The organism is Blautia sp. AF26-2 (genome assembly GCF_003460955.1).
GTDB lineage: Bacteria > Bacillota > Clostridia > Lachnospirales > Lachnospiraceae > Fusicatenibacter > Fusicatenibacter saccharivorans.
Genome location: NZ_QTWD01000007.1, coordinates 153,290 through 167,926 on the forward strand (window position 1 = coordinate 153,290; position 14,637 = coordinate 167,926).

Annotated in this window: 14 protein-coding genes; 11 read left to right on the forward strand and 3 right to left on the reverse strand. The window is 47.6% G+C overall.

Annotated features, from left to right (window positions below; translation table 11 throughout):
- Positions 1-369: 369 nt before the first annotated feature.
- The 11 genes from DWY63_RS10790 to DWY63_RS10835 all read left to right on the forward strand — a co-directional run bounded on the left by DWY63_RS10790 (position 370) and on the right by DWY63_RS10835 (position 12,510).
- Positions 370-1,326 carry a substrate-binding domain-containing protein gene (locus tag DWY63_RS10790; RefSeq protein WP_117509344.1) on the forward strand — a complete coding sequence of 319 codons (957 nt, stop codon included), beginning with the start codon at positions 370-372 and terminating at the stop codon, positions 1,324-1,326.
- A 188-nt stretch (positions 1,327-1,514) separates the two neighbouring features.
- Positions 1,515-2,369, forward strand: a complete 855-nt coding sequence (gene pstC, locus DWY63_RS10795) for a phosphate ABC transporter permease subunit PstC (RefSeq protein ID WP_226906297.1) — start codon at positions 1,515-1,517, stop codon at positions 2,367-2,369.
- Positions 2,359-3,261, forward strand: coding sequence for a phosphate ABC transporter permease PstA (gene pstA, locus DWY63_RS10800; protein ID WP_226906296.1), 903 nt, complete (start codon positions 2,359-2,361; stop codon positions 3,259-3,261). The genes pstC and pstA overlap by 11 nt, the downstream gene beginning before the upstream one ends.
- A 20-nt stretch (positions 3,262-3,281) precedes the next feature.
- Positions 3,282-4,034, forward strand: coding sequence for a phosphate ABC transporter ATP-binding protein PstB (pstB, locus tag DWY63_RS10805; protein ID WP_117802078.1), 753 nt, complete (start codon positions 3,282-3,284; stop codon positions 4,032-4,034).
- Between the two features lies 1 nt (position 4,035).
- Complete coding sequence (phoU, locus tag DWY63_RS10810; protein ID WP_117509341.1) at positions 4,036-4,680, forward strand: phosphate signaling complex protein PhoU; 645 nt, start codon at positions 4,036-4,038, stop codon at positions 4,678-4,680.
- A gap of 3 nt (positions 4,681-4,683) precedes the next feature.
- Positions 4,684-5,355 carry a winged helix-turn-helix domain-containing protein gene (locus tag DWY63_RS10815; RefSeq protein WP_022462258.1) on the forward strand — a complete coding sequence of 224 codons (672 nt, stop codon included), beginning with the start codon at positions 4,684-4,686 and terminating at the stop codon, positions 5,353-5,355.
- Positions 5,356-5,364: 9 nt separating this feature from the next.
- A complete protein-coding gene (locus tag DWY63_RS10820) occupies positions 5,365-7,023 on the forward strand; it encodes an ATP-binding protein (protein ID WP_117802079.1) in 1,659 nt (552 codons plus the stop codon).
- Positions 7,024-7,233: 210 nt separating this feature from the next.
- On the forward strand, positions 7,234-7,398 hold the full coding sequence (locus DWY63_RS17975) for a hypothetical protein (RefSeq protein ID WP_158568349.1): 165 nt from the start codon (positions 7,234-7,236) through the stop codon (positions 7,396-7,398).
- 64 nt (positions 7,399-7,462) lie between these two features.
- Positions 7,463-8,944, forward strand: coding sequence for a 4-alpha-glucanotransferase (malQ, locus tag DWY63_RS10825; RefSeq protein WP_117802080.1), 1,482 nt, complete (start codon positions 7,463-7,465; stop codon positions 8,942-8,944).
- A gap of 98 nt (positions 8,945-9,042) precedes the next feature.
- Complete coding sequence (locus DWY63_RS10830) at positions 9,043-10,077, forward strand: LacI family DNA-binding transcriptional regulator (protein WP_117802081.1); 1,035 nt, start codon at positions 9,043-9,045, stop codon at positions 10,075-10,077.
- 168 nt (positions 10,078-10,245) lie between these two features.
- Complete coding sequence (locus DWY63_RS10835; RefSeq protein ID WP_055227980.1) at positions 10,246-12,510, forward strand: glycogen/starch/alpha-glucan phosphorylase; 2,265 nt, start codon at positions 10,246-10,248, stop codon at positions 12,508-12,510.
- Positions 12,511-12,583: 73 nt separating this feature from the next.
- Here the strand turns inward: DWY63_RS10835 and DWY63_RS10840 are convergent, their stop codons facing one another.
- Genes DWY63_RS10840 through DWY63_RS10850 form a run of 3 tightly spaced genes read right to left on the reverse strand, consistent with a single transcriptional unit; the run spans position 12,584 to position 14,479 of the window.
- Positions 12,584-13,417, reverse strand: a complete 834-nt coding sequence (locus DWY63_RS10840) for a hypothetical protein (RefSeq protein WP_117802082.1) — start codon at positions 13,415-13,417, stop codon at positions 12,584-12,586.
- Positions 13,411-14,109, reverse strand: coding sequence for an ATP-binding cassette domain-containing protein (locus DWY63_RS10845; protein ID WP_117802083.1), 699 nt, complete (start codon positions 14,107-14,109; stop codon positions 13,411-13,413). The genes DWY63_RS10840 and DWY63_RS10845 overlap by 7 nt, the downstream gene beginning before the upstream one ends.
- Positions 14,102-14,479, reverse strand: coding sequence for a GntR family transcriptional regulator (locus DWY63_RS10850; protein ID WP_022462266.1), 378 nt, complete (start codon positions 14,477-14,479; stop codon positions 14,102-14,104). Before DWY63_RS10850 ends, DWY63_RS10845 begins: the two co-directional genes overlap by 8 nt.
- Between the last annotated feature and the right edge of the window lie 158 nt (positions 14,480-14,637).

Here is a 14,637-nt window from a genome sequence, read left to right on the forward strand (position 1 = left end):
TTGCATATGCTTTAGAAAAAGGCTCCCCGGAATACTCTGAAAAAAGAGTATTCCGGGGAGCCTTTTTTTCTATGGGAAATCTTGTTGGAATTTCCTGCGGAGAAAAAGATCCTTTGGGCAGGATTGCACTGCGCGGAAAAAATGTGCCACTTGCGAGAGATGTGACGGAGCGGTTTACGACCGGAAAAATGGAATGTAAAAAAGAAAAAACTCATGTTTTACATAAACTTAACATCTCTGAGATTTTGCATTTTACACGCCGTTGTTATGATGATACCTGTAAAAACGAAATGTAAAAAACATCGGGATTGCGATTTTACAAAATAGAAATCACAAAAATCCCGTGTGAAAAGAGGAGAAAAGAATATTATGAAGAGAAAAGTAATTGCAATCACCTTAACCGCAATGATGGCTGCAGGAATGCTTGCAGGATGTGGAAGCAGCGACAGCAGCAGTTCTTCCACAGCAGACACTACAAAAGAGGCTTCTGCAACAGAGGCAGATGGCAGCACAGACGGTGACAGCACCGCAGCAGGCGGAGATTTCTCCGGACAGATCAGCGTGATCTCCCGTGAGGATGGTTCCGGTACCAGAGGTGCATTCATCGAGCTGTTCGGTGTAGAAGAGAAAAACGATGCAGGTGAGAAAGTAGACAATACCACCGTTGATGCACAGATCACCAACAATACTTCCGTTATGATGAGCACAGTGGCAGGTAACCAGTACGCAATCGGTTATATCTCCCTTGGATCCTTAAATGATGAAGTCAAAGCACTGAAAATCGACGGAGCAGAGGCAAGCGCAGAGAACGTAGAAAACGGTTCCTATAAAGTAAGCCGTCCGTTCAACATTGTAACAAAAGACGGTCTTTCCGCAGATGCGCAGGATTTCATGGACTACATCTTAAGCACCGACGGACAGCAGGTTGTTTCAGATGACGGATATATTGCAATCAAAGATACCAAAGCCTACGAAGGAAACTGCAGCGGTGAAAAGGTTGTGGTAGCAGGATCTTCCTCTGTAACACCACTGATGGAAAAATTAAAAGAGGCTTATACAAAAGTAAATTCAAACGCTAACATCGAAGTACAGCAGAGCGATTCCACAACAGGTATCACTTCCGCAAGCGACGGTCTCTGCGACATCGGTATGGCATCCCGTGACTTAAAGGATGAGGAGAAATCCTCAGGGCTTACCGCAACCGTAATCGCAACCGACGGTATTGCTGTCATCGTAAACAAAGAGAACCCGACCGACGGGCTGACCAGCGATCAGGTAAAGAGCATCTATGTTGGCGACACAACCGACTGGGCAGATGTAAAATAAAGAATATATAAAGCAATGGAAAAAGAAGTAAGGGCGAACAATGGAAAATCGCTCTTACTTCCGTATCCAAAAATGTTCAGAAAAAGAAGCTGTCTTTCGGAACGTGCTTGAAAAAGCAGTTCGTAAGAAAAAACGAAAGTCTTTTTCAAACACGCTCCGCGAAACAATGAAATGAAAGGATTTATCTTATGAAACTAAGAGAAACGATCATGAAACTTGTATTCCTGATTGCGGCATGCTGCTCCGTACTGGCTGTTGCACTGATCTGCATTTTCCTGTTCATGAATGGCGTTCCTGCCATTTTTAAAATCGGACCGCTGAAATTTTTGACCGGTACCGTGTGGAAACCGGGAAACAATATTTTCGGCATCCTGCCGATGATTGTCGGCAGTATCTGCGTGACCGGTCTTGCAATCCTGATGGGTGTGCCGGTTGCCATTCTTACTTCGGTGTTTCTTTCTCGTTACTGTCCGAAAAAATTTTACGGCATCTGTAAATCAGGCATTAACCTGATGGCCGGTATTCCATCTATCGTATATGGATTTTTCGGACTGGTTGTAATCGTCCCATTGATGGCACAGCTGACCGGAAAAAACGGAAACACAATGCTGACGGCATCCATTCTTTTGGCCGTTATGATTCTTCCGACCGTGGTCGGTGTAACAGAATCCGCCATTACGAGTGTTCCGGAATCCTACTATGAAGCAAGCCTTGGTCTTGGTGCCACGCATTCCCAGAGTGTTTTCTTTGCAGTTGTCCCGGCAGCAAAATCCGGAATCCTGGCAGGTATCGTGCTTGGCATCGGACGTGCCATCGGAGAGACAATGGCAGTGATTATGATTGCCGGAAACCAGCCTCGTATGCCAAAAGGAATCACAGAAGGCCTTCGTACCATGACAGCCAATATTGTACTGGAGATGGGATATGCATCCGGACTTCACCGGGAAGCGCTGATTGCAACGGGTGTTGTGCTGTTTGTCTTTATCCTGCTGATCAATTTATCGGTGTCTATGCTGAACCGGAGGGTACCTTATGGTGATTAAAGGAAATGGAGCTGTAAATACAATGGAAGCTGTAAAAATAAATACAAAAGAAAAAGAAAGAACAAAGGTTACGTATCACAAAAGTGTTTTTTCCTCCGTGCTGACCGGAATTACCTGGGGAGCAGCCATTCTTGCACTTGCCGTTCTGGTTTTCCTGGTTGGATTCATTCTGATTCGTGGCGTGAAAAACCTGACACTGGAGCAGTTTGCCTGGACCTATAATACAGAGAATGTTACGATGCTTCCGGCGATCATCAACACTGTTACGATGACGGTACTTTCCCTTCTGCTTGCTGCGCCGCTTGGCATTTTCTCGGCAATTTATCTGGTTGAATATGCCAACAAGCGCGGAACGCTGGTTGGCCTGATCCGGATTACTGCAGAGACCCTTTCCGGTATTCCGTCGATCGTTTACGGTTTGTTCGGTATGCTGTTTTTTACGAAAACCCTGAAAATGGGATACTCGATGATGTCCGGTGCCTGTACCCTTGCCATCATGATTCTTCCGCTGATTATGCGAACAGCAGAAGAAGCCTTAAAATCGGTTCCGGATTCCTATCGGGAAGCAAGCTTTGGACTGGGAGCCGGAAAGCTTCGTACGATTTTTAAAATTGTTCTTCCATCTGCCGTACCCGGCATTCTTTCCGGTGTCATTCTTGCGACAGGCCGTGTCGTAGGAGAGACGGCAGCGCTTCTTTTCACAGCAGGAACGATTGCAAAGGTGGCAGGCCTTATGGATTCCGGCCGTACCCTTGCCGTTCATATGTATGCACTTTCCAGTGAAGGCCTTTATATGAATCAGATGTATGCAACCGGCGTCATCCTGATGCTGATTGTCCTTCTGATCAACGGCTGTTCCGGAATGATTGCGAAGAAAATTGCAAAGAAATAAAAGAGAGACGAGGAAAAAACATGAGTAAAATAGATGTATCCAATATGGATCTTTATTACGGAGACTTTCATGCCTTAAAAAATATCAATCTGAGCATTGATGCCAATGAGGTGACGGCTTTTATCGGACCTTCCGGCTGTGGTAAATCGACCCTGTTAAAATCCATCAACAGAATGAACGATCTCGTTCCGGGCTGCCGGATCACCGGTGAAATGCTGTTGGACGGAGAAAACATCTACAGCGGAAAAATGGATGTCAACGGACTCCGCAAACGGGTCGGCATGGTATTTCAGAAACCAAATCCGTTCCCGATGAGCATTTACGACAACATTGCCTATGGACCGAGAACCCATGGTGTCCGTTCCAAAGCAAAGCTGGATGATATTGTGGAGCAGTCTCTTCGACAGGCGGCAATCTGGGATGAGGTGAAGGACCGTTTGAAGAAAAGCGCACTTGGCATGTCCGGCGGACAGCAGCAGCGTCTTTGCATTGCGCGTGCCCTTGCCGTACAGCCGGAGGTTCTTCTGATGGATGAACCAACCTCGGCACTGGATCCGATTTCTACGTCCAAAATCGAAGATCTTGCGGTAGAACTGAAAAAAGATTATACTATTATCATGGTAACCCACAATATGCAGCAGGCAGCCAGAATTTCCGACAAAACCGCATTTTTCCTGTTAGGAGAGGTAGTAGAATACGGAGAGACCGAACAGATCTTCTCCATGCCGAAGGATAAACGGACAGAGGATTACATTACAGGGAGGTTTGGCTGATATGAGGGAAAGATTTGAGCAGCAGATGGAAATTCTGCACACGGAGCTGATTGAGCTTGGCGCACTCTGCGAGCAGGCAATCGGACGGACATATGAGGTTCTGCTGGAGGGAAACCAGAGAGCGGCAGAAGAGATTATCAAAAAAGACCAGGTTGTCGATGCGAAAGAACGGGAGATCGAGGATCTCTGCTTCCGCATCATTTTACAGCAGCAGCCGGTAGCACGTGATCTGCGCCAGGTATCTGCGGCATTAAAAATGATTACCGACATGGAGCGGATCGGGGATCAGGCAGCGGATATTGCGGATATCGTAAAGGTAACGAGTCTTGGTGTGCCGGATGCAAGCATCCGTCTGAAGGATATGGCGAAAGCAACAGCTTCTATGGTAACAAAATGCATCGATGCGTACGTTAAGCAGGATCTGAAGCTTGCACGGGAGGTTATCGATTCCGATGATATCGTGGATGATCTTTTTGATGAGGTCAAGGATGAAATTCTGCAGGGTATGCGAAAGGGAATTACCACAGATGTCCAGTCTCTGGACTATCTGATGATTGCAAAATATTATGAAAGAATCGGTGACCATGCAACAAACATTGCGGAATGGGTTGTGTACTCCATTAACGGTCACCATAAAGGGGAATAACAGATGATCTACTGCGTGGAAGATGAAAGAAATATACGGGAACTGATCGTATACACACTGGAATCGAGCGGTTTTACCGCAAGAGGCCTGGAAAGCGGAAAAGAGCTGAATGCAGCTATTGCAGAACAGCTTCCGGATCTGATTCTCCTGGATATCATGCTTCCGGGAGAGGATGGTCTTGAAATTCTTTCACGCCTCAAGGCATCGGAAGTAACAAAAGAAATTCCGGTCATTATGGTAACGGCAAAGGGCGCTGAGTATGATAAGGTCATGGGCCTGGACTGCGGAGCCGATGACTATATTACCAAGCCGTTCGGCATGATGGAATTTATCGCAAGGGTACGTGCCGTGCTGCGCCGTGCCGGAAAAGAAGAGAAGGAAAACGATGTGCTGGAGACCGGGGATCTGCAGATCCAGGTGAAACAGCATCAGGTTCTGGCCAAAGGGGAGAAGGTTACCCTGACCTTAAAAGAGTTTGAACTGCTGAAATTTTTAATGGAAAATAAAGGAATTGTCCTTACGAGAGACCGTCTGCTCGGCCATGTCTGGGGCTATGATTTTGACGGAGAAACCCGTACGGTAGACGTTCATGTGCGTACACTCCGCCAGAAGCTGGGCGAATGCGGCGAGCTGATCGAGACGGTCCGCGGCGTGGGATACCGGATAGGAGGCTGAGAAAGTAAGATGCGTAAAAAAGTCTTTCAACATGCGGGAGCGTTGATTATCGCTGCGATTATCCTGACTTTTTTCACCATGAGCTGGGCAATGTACAACAATACGGCGGAGCAGCTTCGTGTTTCGGTGAGAAATGAATGTGAGTATTACAGGTATTTTCTGGACAAGATGGGTGATGACAGTCTGGATAAACCGGCCGGAAAGATTACAGCAAGTCGGGTCACCCTGATTGACACGGACGGAACCGTTCTGTTTGATTCGGTCGAGGATGCGAAGATGATGGGAAATCATTCCGGGCGGCCGGAGGTGATTGAGGCAGAAAAGACAGGGGAAAGCAATATTTCCCGTTATTCCGAAACGCTGCGGAGCAAAACATATTATACGGCACTGCGCCTGGACAATGGAAAAATCATCCGTGTTTCCCTGACAACGGACAGTGTGTTCGGTGTGATGCTGCGGAATATATGGCTTGTGGCTGTGCTGATTGCGGCAGTTCTTGTCGTAGAGCTGATGATGGTCAGCCATATGACAAAGGCACTCGTAAAGCCGATCAATGAGATTGATCTGAATCATCCGCTGGACAACAAAGCGTATGAGGAATTGAGTCCGCTGCTTGGCAGAATTCATCAGCAGCAGAAGCAGATCCAGCAGCAGATGGAGGAGCTCCGCCATAATCAGGAGGAGTATCTTGCCATCACGGAATATATGAAGGATGGTCTGATCGTGACAAACCAGTCGGTTGTACTCTCCATCAACCGCTCGGCACAGAATTTGTTTGATGTGACGGCAGAGGAGTGCATCAATCACAATATTGTGACAGTCAGCCGCAATGAGCAGCTGAAGGAGGCGCTGGATCATGCTCTGGAGGGCAGTTCCGAGGAGCGGATGCTGGAATTAAACGGAAGAGTCTATCAGCTTCTTGCTAATCCGGTGCGTGTGGACAATGTTGTATCCGGTGCGGTCATCCTGGTGCTGGATGTGACAGAAAAACAGAAAGCGGAGGTGATGCGCCGTGAGTTTTCTGCCAATGTGTCACATGAGCTGAAAACACCACTGATGTCAATTTCCGGATATGCGGAGATCATAGAAAATAACATGGTAAAACCGGAGGATATTCCAAAATTTGCGGGAAGAATCCACAGTGAGGCGAGCAGGTTAAGCTCTCTTGTCGAGGATATTATCAAGCTGTCCAGACTGGACGAGAACGACCAGTCGATCCCGATGGAGGAAGTGGATCTGATGCAGATCTGCCGTGATGTCGAGGGACATCTTTCCATACGGGCAAAGGAGCAGCAGGTGAAGATGACACTGAGAGGAGAGAGCTGCCGGATCAAAGGTGCACGGCAGGTTCTTTATGAGATGATCTACAATCTCTGCGACAATGCGATCAAGTACAACCGCAGGGACGGTGAGGTCGAAGTGACGGTTTCCCGCGGAAGAAACGGACGGGCAGTGGTATCTGTGGCAGATACCGGAATCGGAATTGCAAAGGAAGATCAGGAGCGGATCTTTGAACGGTTCTATCGTGTAGATAAGAGTCATTCCCGTGAAACGGGAGGTACGGGACTTGGACTTTCCATTGTGAAGCATGGAGCGATTCTTCATGATGCGAAGATTAAAATTGAGAGTACACTTGGAACTGGAACAAAGATTATTCTGGAGTTTTAAGTGAAAAACGGATACCGCAAAAGACAGCATGCGGGGACAGAACCTATATGGGAGGCTTGAAAAATTCATGATTTTTAAGTGACCAAAGCGGTTCCGTCCCCGCATGCTGTCTTTTTATGTATGGCTTTGCATCGTTACAAAAATGCAAATTCGTTGTTTTGAATAAACAGAGTATTCAATATTTGGTAAATATGATAAGGGGGTTGGGGGTTGTTTTTTGATGCAGAGTATGGTATTGTAAATATAACGAGTTCCGGAAACGTTACCGACACCGTTTCCGGAAATGCAGACGAGATACCGACAGCCCTGTTTTTACGAAACAAAATGAGCTGGTTAGAAGGGCTGTATAAGTTACAATTTGCTGCGTATCCGTGAACAGGAATTATGTATTTGTGGGGTCGGATGGATAGAAAAAACGACAAGGAGAAAGGGTTTAAAAATGAGAGCAAGTGGTATTTTACTTCCGGTAGCTTCGCTGCCGTCCCGATATGGTATCGGATGTTTTTCGAAAGAAGCGTATGAATTTGTGGATCGCCTGGAGGAGGCCGGCCAGAGCTACTGGCAGATTCTTCCACTTGGACCGACGGGATATGGAGATTCGCCGTACCAGTCGTTCTCTACTTTTGCAGGAAATCCATATTTTATTGATCTGGAGACCCTGGTAAAAGAGGGACTTCTGACAGAAGAAGAGTGTGATGCGTGCGATTTCGGCGACAATGCAGAGTATATTGATTACGAAAAGATTTATCTGTCCCGTTTCAAAGTACTCAGAAAAGCATTTGAAAGATTTGCGGCAGATGACGTATATGATGCATTTGTATCGGAAAATGGTTACTGGCTGGAAGATTATGCGCTGTATATGGCGATTAAGGATGCACTCGGCGGAATCAGCTGGAGTGAGTGGCCGGCAGAATTAAAGGACAGAGAAGAAGCAGCACTGAATCAGAAACGGGAAGAACTTGCCGAGGAGATTGCATTTTACAAATTCCAGCAGTTTATGTTCCTGAAACAGTGGAAAGCACTGAAGGCATACGCAAATGAAAAGGGTATCCGTATCATCGGTGATATTCCGATTTATGTTGCATTTGACAGTGCCGATACCTGGGCAAATCCGGTTCTGTTCCAGTTTGATAAGGACAACCAGCCAAAAGCAGTTGCCGGATGCCCGCCGGATGCGTTCTCCGCAACCGGACAGCTCTGGGGCAACCCGTTATACAAATGGGACTATCATAAGAGCACAGGTTATGCATGGTGGCTGTTACGTCTGGCTCACGTGTTTAAACTGTACGATACTGTCCGCATCGACCATTTCCGCGGATTTGATGAATATTATTCCATCCCATTCGGTGATCAGACGGCAGAGCGCGGCCACTGGGAAAAAGGACCGGGCATGGACCTGTTCAATACCGTCAAAGAAAAGCTCGGCGATGTGGACGTTATCGCAGAAGACCTGGGATACCTTACCGAGAGCGTGATCGAAATGGTAAAAGAGTCCGGCTATCCTGGTATGAAGGTGCTGCAGTTTGCTTTTGACTCCCGTGAGGAGAGCGATTATCTGCCGCACAATTACGAGAGAAACTGTGTTGTTTACACCGGAACACACGACAACGATACGATTCTTGGCTGGTATTATGTGATGAGCGAGGAAGACCGCGAATTCTCCAAAGAGTATATGGGAAATGCAAAGAGTACCGATGAGGAGCTGCCGTGGGATTTTATCCGCATGTCAATGGAGAGTGTGGCAAATCTGGCTGTCACTCCGATGCAGGAGTTTTTAGGCCTTGGCACGGAGGCAAGAATCAACTATCCGTCCACACTTGGAAATAACTGGAAATGGCGCCTGCTTCCGGGACAGTTTACACCGGAGCTGGCCAAGAGAATTCATCGGCTGACACAGATTACAGCACGTATTACAAAATAAAAACACGCGCTGGAAAGAAAGCAAAACAGGCCGGGGAAACAAGCCGGAAGAGATTCCGGCAGAACAGGTACAGAGTTTAAAGGAGAGGCCTGCAGAATATGGAACAGGTAACAATCAGGGACATTGCCCGCAAATGTAAGGTAGGCGTGAGTACCGTATCGAGAGCGATGAACAATCATCCGGACATCAATCCGGAAACAAAAGAGATGATTTTAAAGGTGATTGCTGAATCGAATTACGTACCGAACAACAGTGCCAGAAACCTGAAGCGGTCGAATGCCAAAGCGATTGCCATTCTGGTAAAAGGCATGGACAACATGTTCTTCAACAACATGATCAGTGTGATTGAAGAGGTTGTGCGAAAAAAGAAATACGCCTGCATTATTGAGCGAGTAGAGGAAAAGGCAAATGAGGTAGACTCCGCGATCGAGATCGTCAAAGAAAAACGGCTGCGCGGCATCATTTTCCTCGGCGGAAACTTTACGCATCCGCATGAGAAAATGGCGCAGATCCCGGTTCCGTACGTGATCAGTACAATCGGGGCGGTTTCAGACGGAGGAAAACCGTGCGCGAGCGTATCGGTCGATGACTACAGGGAAAGTTATAAGATGGTAGATTATCTCTGTGGTCTCGGGCACCGGCGCATTGCCATCATTACCGCCTGCGAGGACGACATCAGTATCGGACGGCTCCGTCTGAATGCGTACCGCCAGGCTTTACTGGATCATGGGATACCTTATGACCCTGATCTGGTATTTCATATGACGAAGGACGATACGTATTCTTTCGCCACAGGGTACAAGATAACAAAAGAAATTCTGGAAAAAAAGACGGAGTTTTCCGCACTGTATGCCACCGCGGATACGCTGGCAATCGGTGCGTGCCGTGCCTTAAAAGAGGCAGGGCTTACCGTGCCGGATGACATTTCCGTCGCCGGATTTGACGGAATTGATGCAGGAGAGTATTATATACCCAGCATCACAACGATCCGTCAGCCGGTGGAGCAGCTTGCCGCAGAGACGGCGAAGATGCTGTTTTCCTTAATTTCAGGAAAAGAAGAACCCTGCAGCAAAGTATACGATGGGGAACTCGTCGTAAGGGAATCTACGAAGTCGCGGATCGCGCAGCAGTAAAATATTTGCTGTTTCGCTGCCCCCAAAAGTGATTCAGAAGTGAACCGTCCCATTCAGGGAAAAGCTTTGAATGGAACTGCGAAAGCTGCCAATTGCAGGAAATCCGGAATGGCAGCGCAACTAAATGACACTGTGGGAATTTATCCACAGCAATACGAGGAGAAAAAAATGGAAGAAAGAATTCAGGCAATCTTAAAAGAGCGTTTTGGAAGAGATCTGGACAACTGCACAAAGAGCGAAATCTTTGAAGCCCTGATGGTTATCACCAAACAGGAGATGGCAGGTCGCAAAAGAAACACCGGAAGTAAGAAGCTGTATTATATTTCAGCAGAGTTTCTGATCGGAAAACTGCTGTCCAATAACCTGATTAACCTTGGCATGTACGAGGAAGTTGAAAAAGCACTTGCAGCTCACGGAAGAGAGCTGACCGAGATCGAGGAGATGGAAATGGAGCCGTCCCTTGGAAACGGAGGTCTCGGCCGTCTGGCAGCATGCTTCCTTGATTCTATCGCAACGCTTGGCCTGCCGGGAGACGGTATCGGCCTTAATTATCACTTCGGTCTGTTCCGCCAGCTTCTGGTCGACCACAAACAGAAAGAAGTGAAAAATCCATGGATCACAAATGAGAGCTGGCTCGTCAGACAGCCGGTATCCTTTGCAGTTCCGTATAAAAACTTCACGATGCATTCTACCCTGTATGATATCGACGTACCGGGTTACAACAATGGCTGTAACCGTCTGCATCTGTTCGATGTAGATACGGTAGACGAGAGTATCGTTCCATCAGACAGCATCAACTTTGACAAGCATCAGATCCAGAAAAACCTGACACTGTTCCTCTACCCGGATGACAGCGACCGTGCCGGACAGCTGCTTCGTATCTACCAGCAGTATTTCATGGTCAGCAACGGCGCACAGTTCATCCTGATGGAGTGCGAGCAGAAGGGCTACGATCTGCATAAGCTGTATGATCACGTTGTGATCCAGATCAACGATACCCATCCGTCCATGGTCATTCCGGAGCTGATCCGTCTGCTGCAGGAGAGAGGCTTTACCATGCAGGAAGCCATCGATGTTGTAAGCAAGACCTGTGCTTACACCAACCACACCATCCTGGCAGAGGCACTGGAAAAATGGCCGATCGATTACCTCGAGGAGGTTGTTCCGCACCTGATGCCGATTATCCACGAGCTGGACGCACAGGCAAAGAAGAAATACAAAGATGAGAAAGTAGCGATCATCGACAAGGATCAGCGCGTCCACATGGCACACATGGATATCCACTACGGATTTTCTGTTAACGGCGTTGCAGCACTGCACACCGAGATCCTGAAAAACTCCGAGCTGAAACCGTTCTACGATATTTATCCGGAGAAATTCAACAACAAGACAAACGGAATCACTTTCCGCCGCTGGCTGCTGCACTGCAACCGTGAACTGGCACAGTATATCGAGAGCCTGATCGGACCGGGATTCAAAAAAGATGCCGACGAGCTGGAAAAACTGCTCAAATACAAAGACAACAAGAAGGTTCTTGCAAAACTTGAGGAGATCAAACACAACCGCAAACTGGATCTCAAACAGTTCCTGTATGAGACACAGAATATCGCGCTGGATGAAAATTCCATCATCGATGTACAGGTAAAACGTCTTCATGAGTACAAACGCCAGCAGATGAACGCCCTGTACGCTATTTACAAATACATGGATATCAAGAGCGGCAACAAGCCGAAAACCCCGATCACCATGGTGTTTGGTGCAAAGGCTGCACCGGCTTATATCATCGCAAAAGATATCATCCATCTGATCCTGTGCCTGCAGGAGCTGATTGATAACGATCCTGAGGTAAGCCCGTACTTCAAAGTGATTATGCTTGAGAACTACAACGTATCAAAAGCTGCAAAGGTGATCCCGGCAGCAGATATCTCCGAGCAGATCTCCCTGGCATCCAAAGAGGCTTCCGGAACCGGAAACATGAAATTCATGCTGAACGGTGCCCTGACGCTTGGAACAGAAGACGGTGCAAACGTTGAGATTGGCGATCTTGTCGGAAAAGAGAACATCTACATCTTCGGAAAGAAACCGCAGGATGTCATCGACCTGTACGCAGATGCTGCTTACTGCTCAAAAGACATCTATGACGAAGATCCGGAGATTGCAAAGCTGGTTGATTTCATCGTCAGCGATGAGCTTCTTGCTATCGGCGACAAGGTTTGCCTGGAGAGACTCTACAAAGAGATCCTGAACAAAGACTGGTTCATGACGCTGCTCGACCTGAAAGAGTACATCAAGACAAAAGAAAGAGTATACAAAGACTACGAGAACAAAGATGCATGGAACAAGAAGTGCCTGATCAACATCGCAAAAGCAGGCTTCTTCTCCTCCGACCGTACCATTGCACAGTACAACGAGGATATCTGGCATCTGGCATAAGTGCAGAACATGCATACAAAACGCCGCCGCAGACGATTCGGTTCGTCCGCGGCGGCGCTTTTTAATGCAATTTTTATGAAAGATTCAGCCGTCTGCTTAAGATATAGCGGCAGATCAGGAACAGAACAACGCAGAGCACCACGGTGATGATAAGTGTGGAAACCGAGGATGTGGTAACCACAGCAGTCGGTGTGGAGTCCTGGAAAACACGGACGATGCTGATTCCGCCGAAGATCTGGATCACGGTAGTCATGCCGATGTAAGAGAGGACAGCCGTCAGAATTTTGTGGCTGGATACCAGGCTTCCGATGCTGATGGCGGCATAGAACAGAAGAATGCCAAAGAACAGCGAAGCGAAGAAGCCAACGATGGAAAACAGTGCCATACCGATGTGGTTCGTGATGCCGATCAGGGAAAAAGCAGCATCGGCAACACCGGTAATCTGTGCCCAGAGATAGGACAGAAAATCGGAAAAGGTCATGGCCTTGTTGTAAAAAAGCAGGGTGTTTGCGGTAAAATACCGGATTGCGGACGGCAGAAGCAAAAAAGCGAAGGAAGCGAGAACGGAAAGTGCGTTTAAGATGCTCCATGCGCCGAAAACCAGCATTTTGGAGAGAATATGATCCGTTGCCGATACCGGAAGGACGTTGGTCAGATACCCTTCGTCGGTAAAAAGATTTTTATAGTAGCGCTGGATCATCAGCACCTGTGTCATGACGGATGCGGCGATCACAATCAAAACGTATGCAAACAGATAGAGGACGATCAGCAGATCCGGCAGCTCAGAAATCTGGGAAAAGAGGAATCCGAAGCCTCCGAGAGCGCCCATGAAAATGGCGGCACCGTTCAGCAGCGCCATGTTTTTCCAGCATGCTTTCCACTCATGTTTCAGACATTTTTTTAACATTTGAATACCTCCCTGAAATAAGAATCAATCGATTCACCCTCCTGCATCCGGATATCCTCAACCGAGGCGTGCAGTTTTAACTGGCCCTCCTGGATAAAGATGACCTCATCGAGAATATTTTCGACGTCGGAAATCAGATGTGTTGAGATGAGGATGGATGCGTCTGGTTCGTAGTTGTTTAAAATCGTAGATAAAATGTAATCGCGTGCTGCCGGATCGACGCCTGCAATCGGCTCGTCGAGGCAGTAGAGCTTTGCGCGGCGGCTCATCGTGAGGATGAGCTGGACTTTCTCTTTCGTTCCCTTCGACATCGTTTTCAAACGGTCCTTCGGGCTGATTTTTAAGGATTCCAGCATGGCATTGGCGCGGGACATGTCAAAGTCCTCAAAGAAATCGCTGTAATACGTTAAAAGATCCGAGACGCGCATCCAGCTGCCGAGATACATTTTATCCGGCAGATAGGAGACGATCCGTTTTGTCTCAATACCGGGATGATTTCCGGCGATGAGGACTCCACCCTCACTCGGGGTCAGCAGTCCGTTCAGCAGCTTTAAGAGCGTCGTCTTTCCGCTTCCGTTGGGCCCCAGCAGTCCGATAATTTTCCCGGAATCCAGGGAAAGGTTGAGATGATCGAGCGCGGTGTGGTTTCCGAAGCGCTTCGTCAGGTCTTTACACGTTACAAGTTCACTCATGATTTTCTTCCTCCTCAATCGTTTCGGCAAGTAGCTGCCGGATTTCCTCCGGGGTTATGCCGAGCTGTTTCATGTGGGCAACAAAAGCAGATACTTCTGCGGCGGCAAGTTCTTTTTTCATCTGATGAATCAACTCCTTATCTTCGGTAATAAAGCGTCCGCTGGTCCGCTGGGAATAGATCAGTCCGCTGCGTTCCAGTTCGGAAAGCGCTTTCTGCATTGTGTTCGGGTTGACGGCGGCCTCCTGCGCGAGATCGCGGACGGACGGAAGCTTATCGCCCGGCTGATAGCGCCCGGTGATGATGTCCATCTGTACCCGCTCGATGATCTGCAGATAGATCGGCCGCGAGGAATCAAGATTCCATGGCATATGGCATTCACTCCTTTTGTACTACTGTATTAACTTGATAGTACAATCATACAATCGGTTTATGGATTTGTCAAGAAAATTAAGAAAAAATTTTAGATTTAGAGGTTAAATTGTGGTAAACTAAGCGTAAGTGCGGCACATTAGTATTAGAAGAAAAA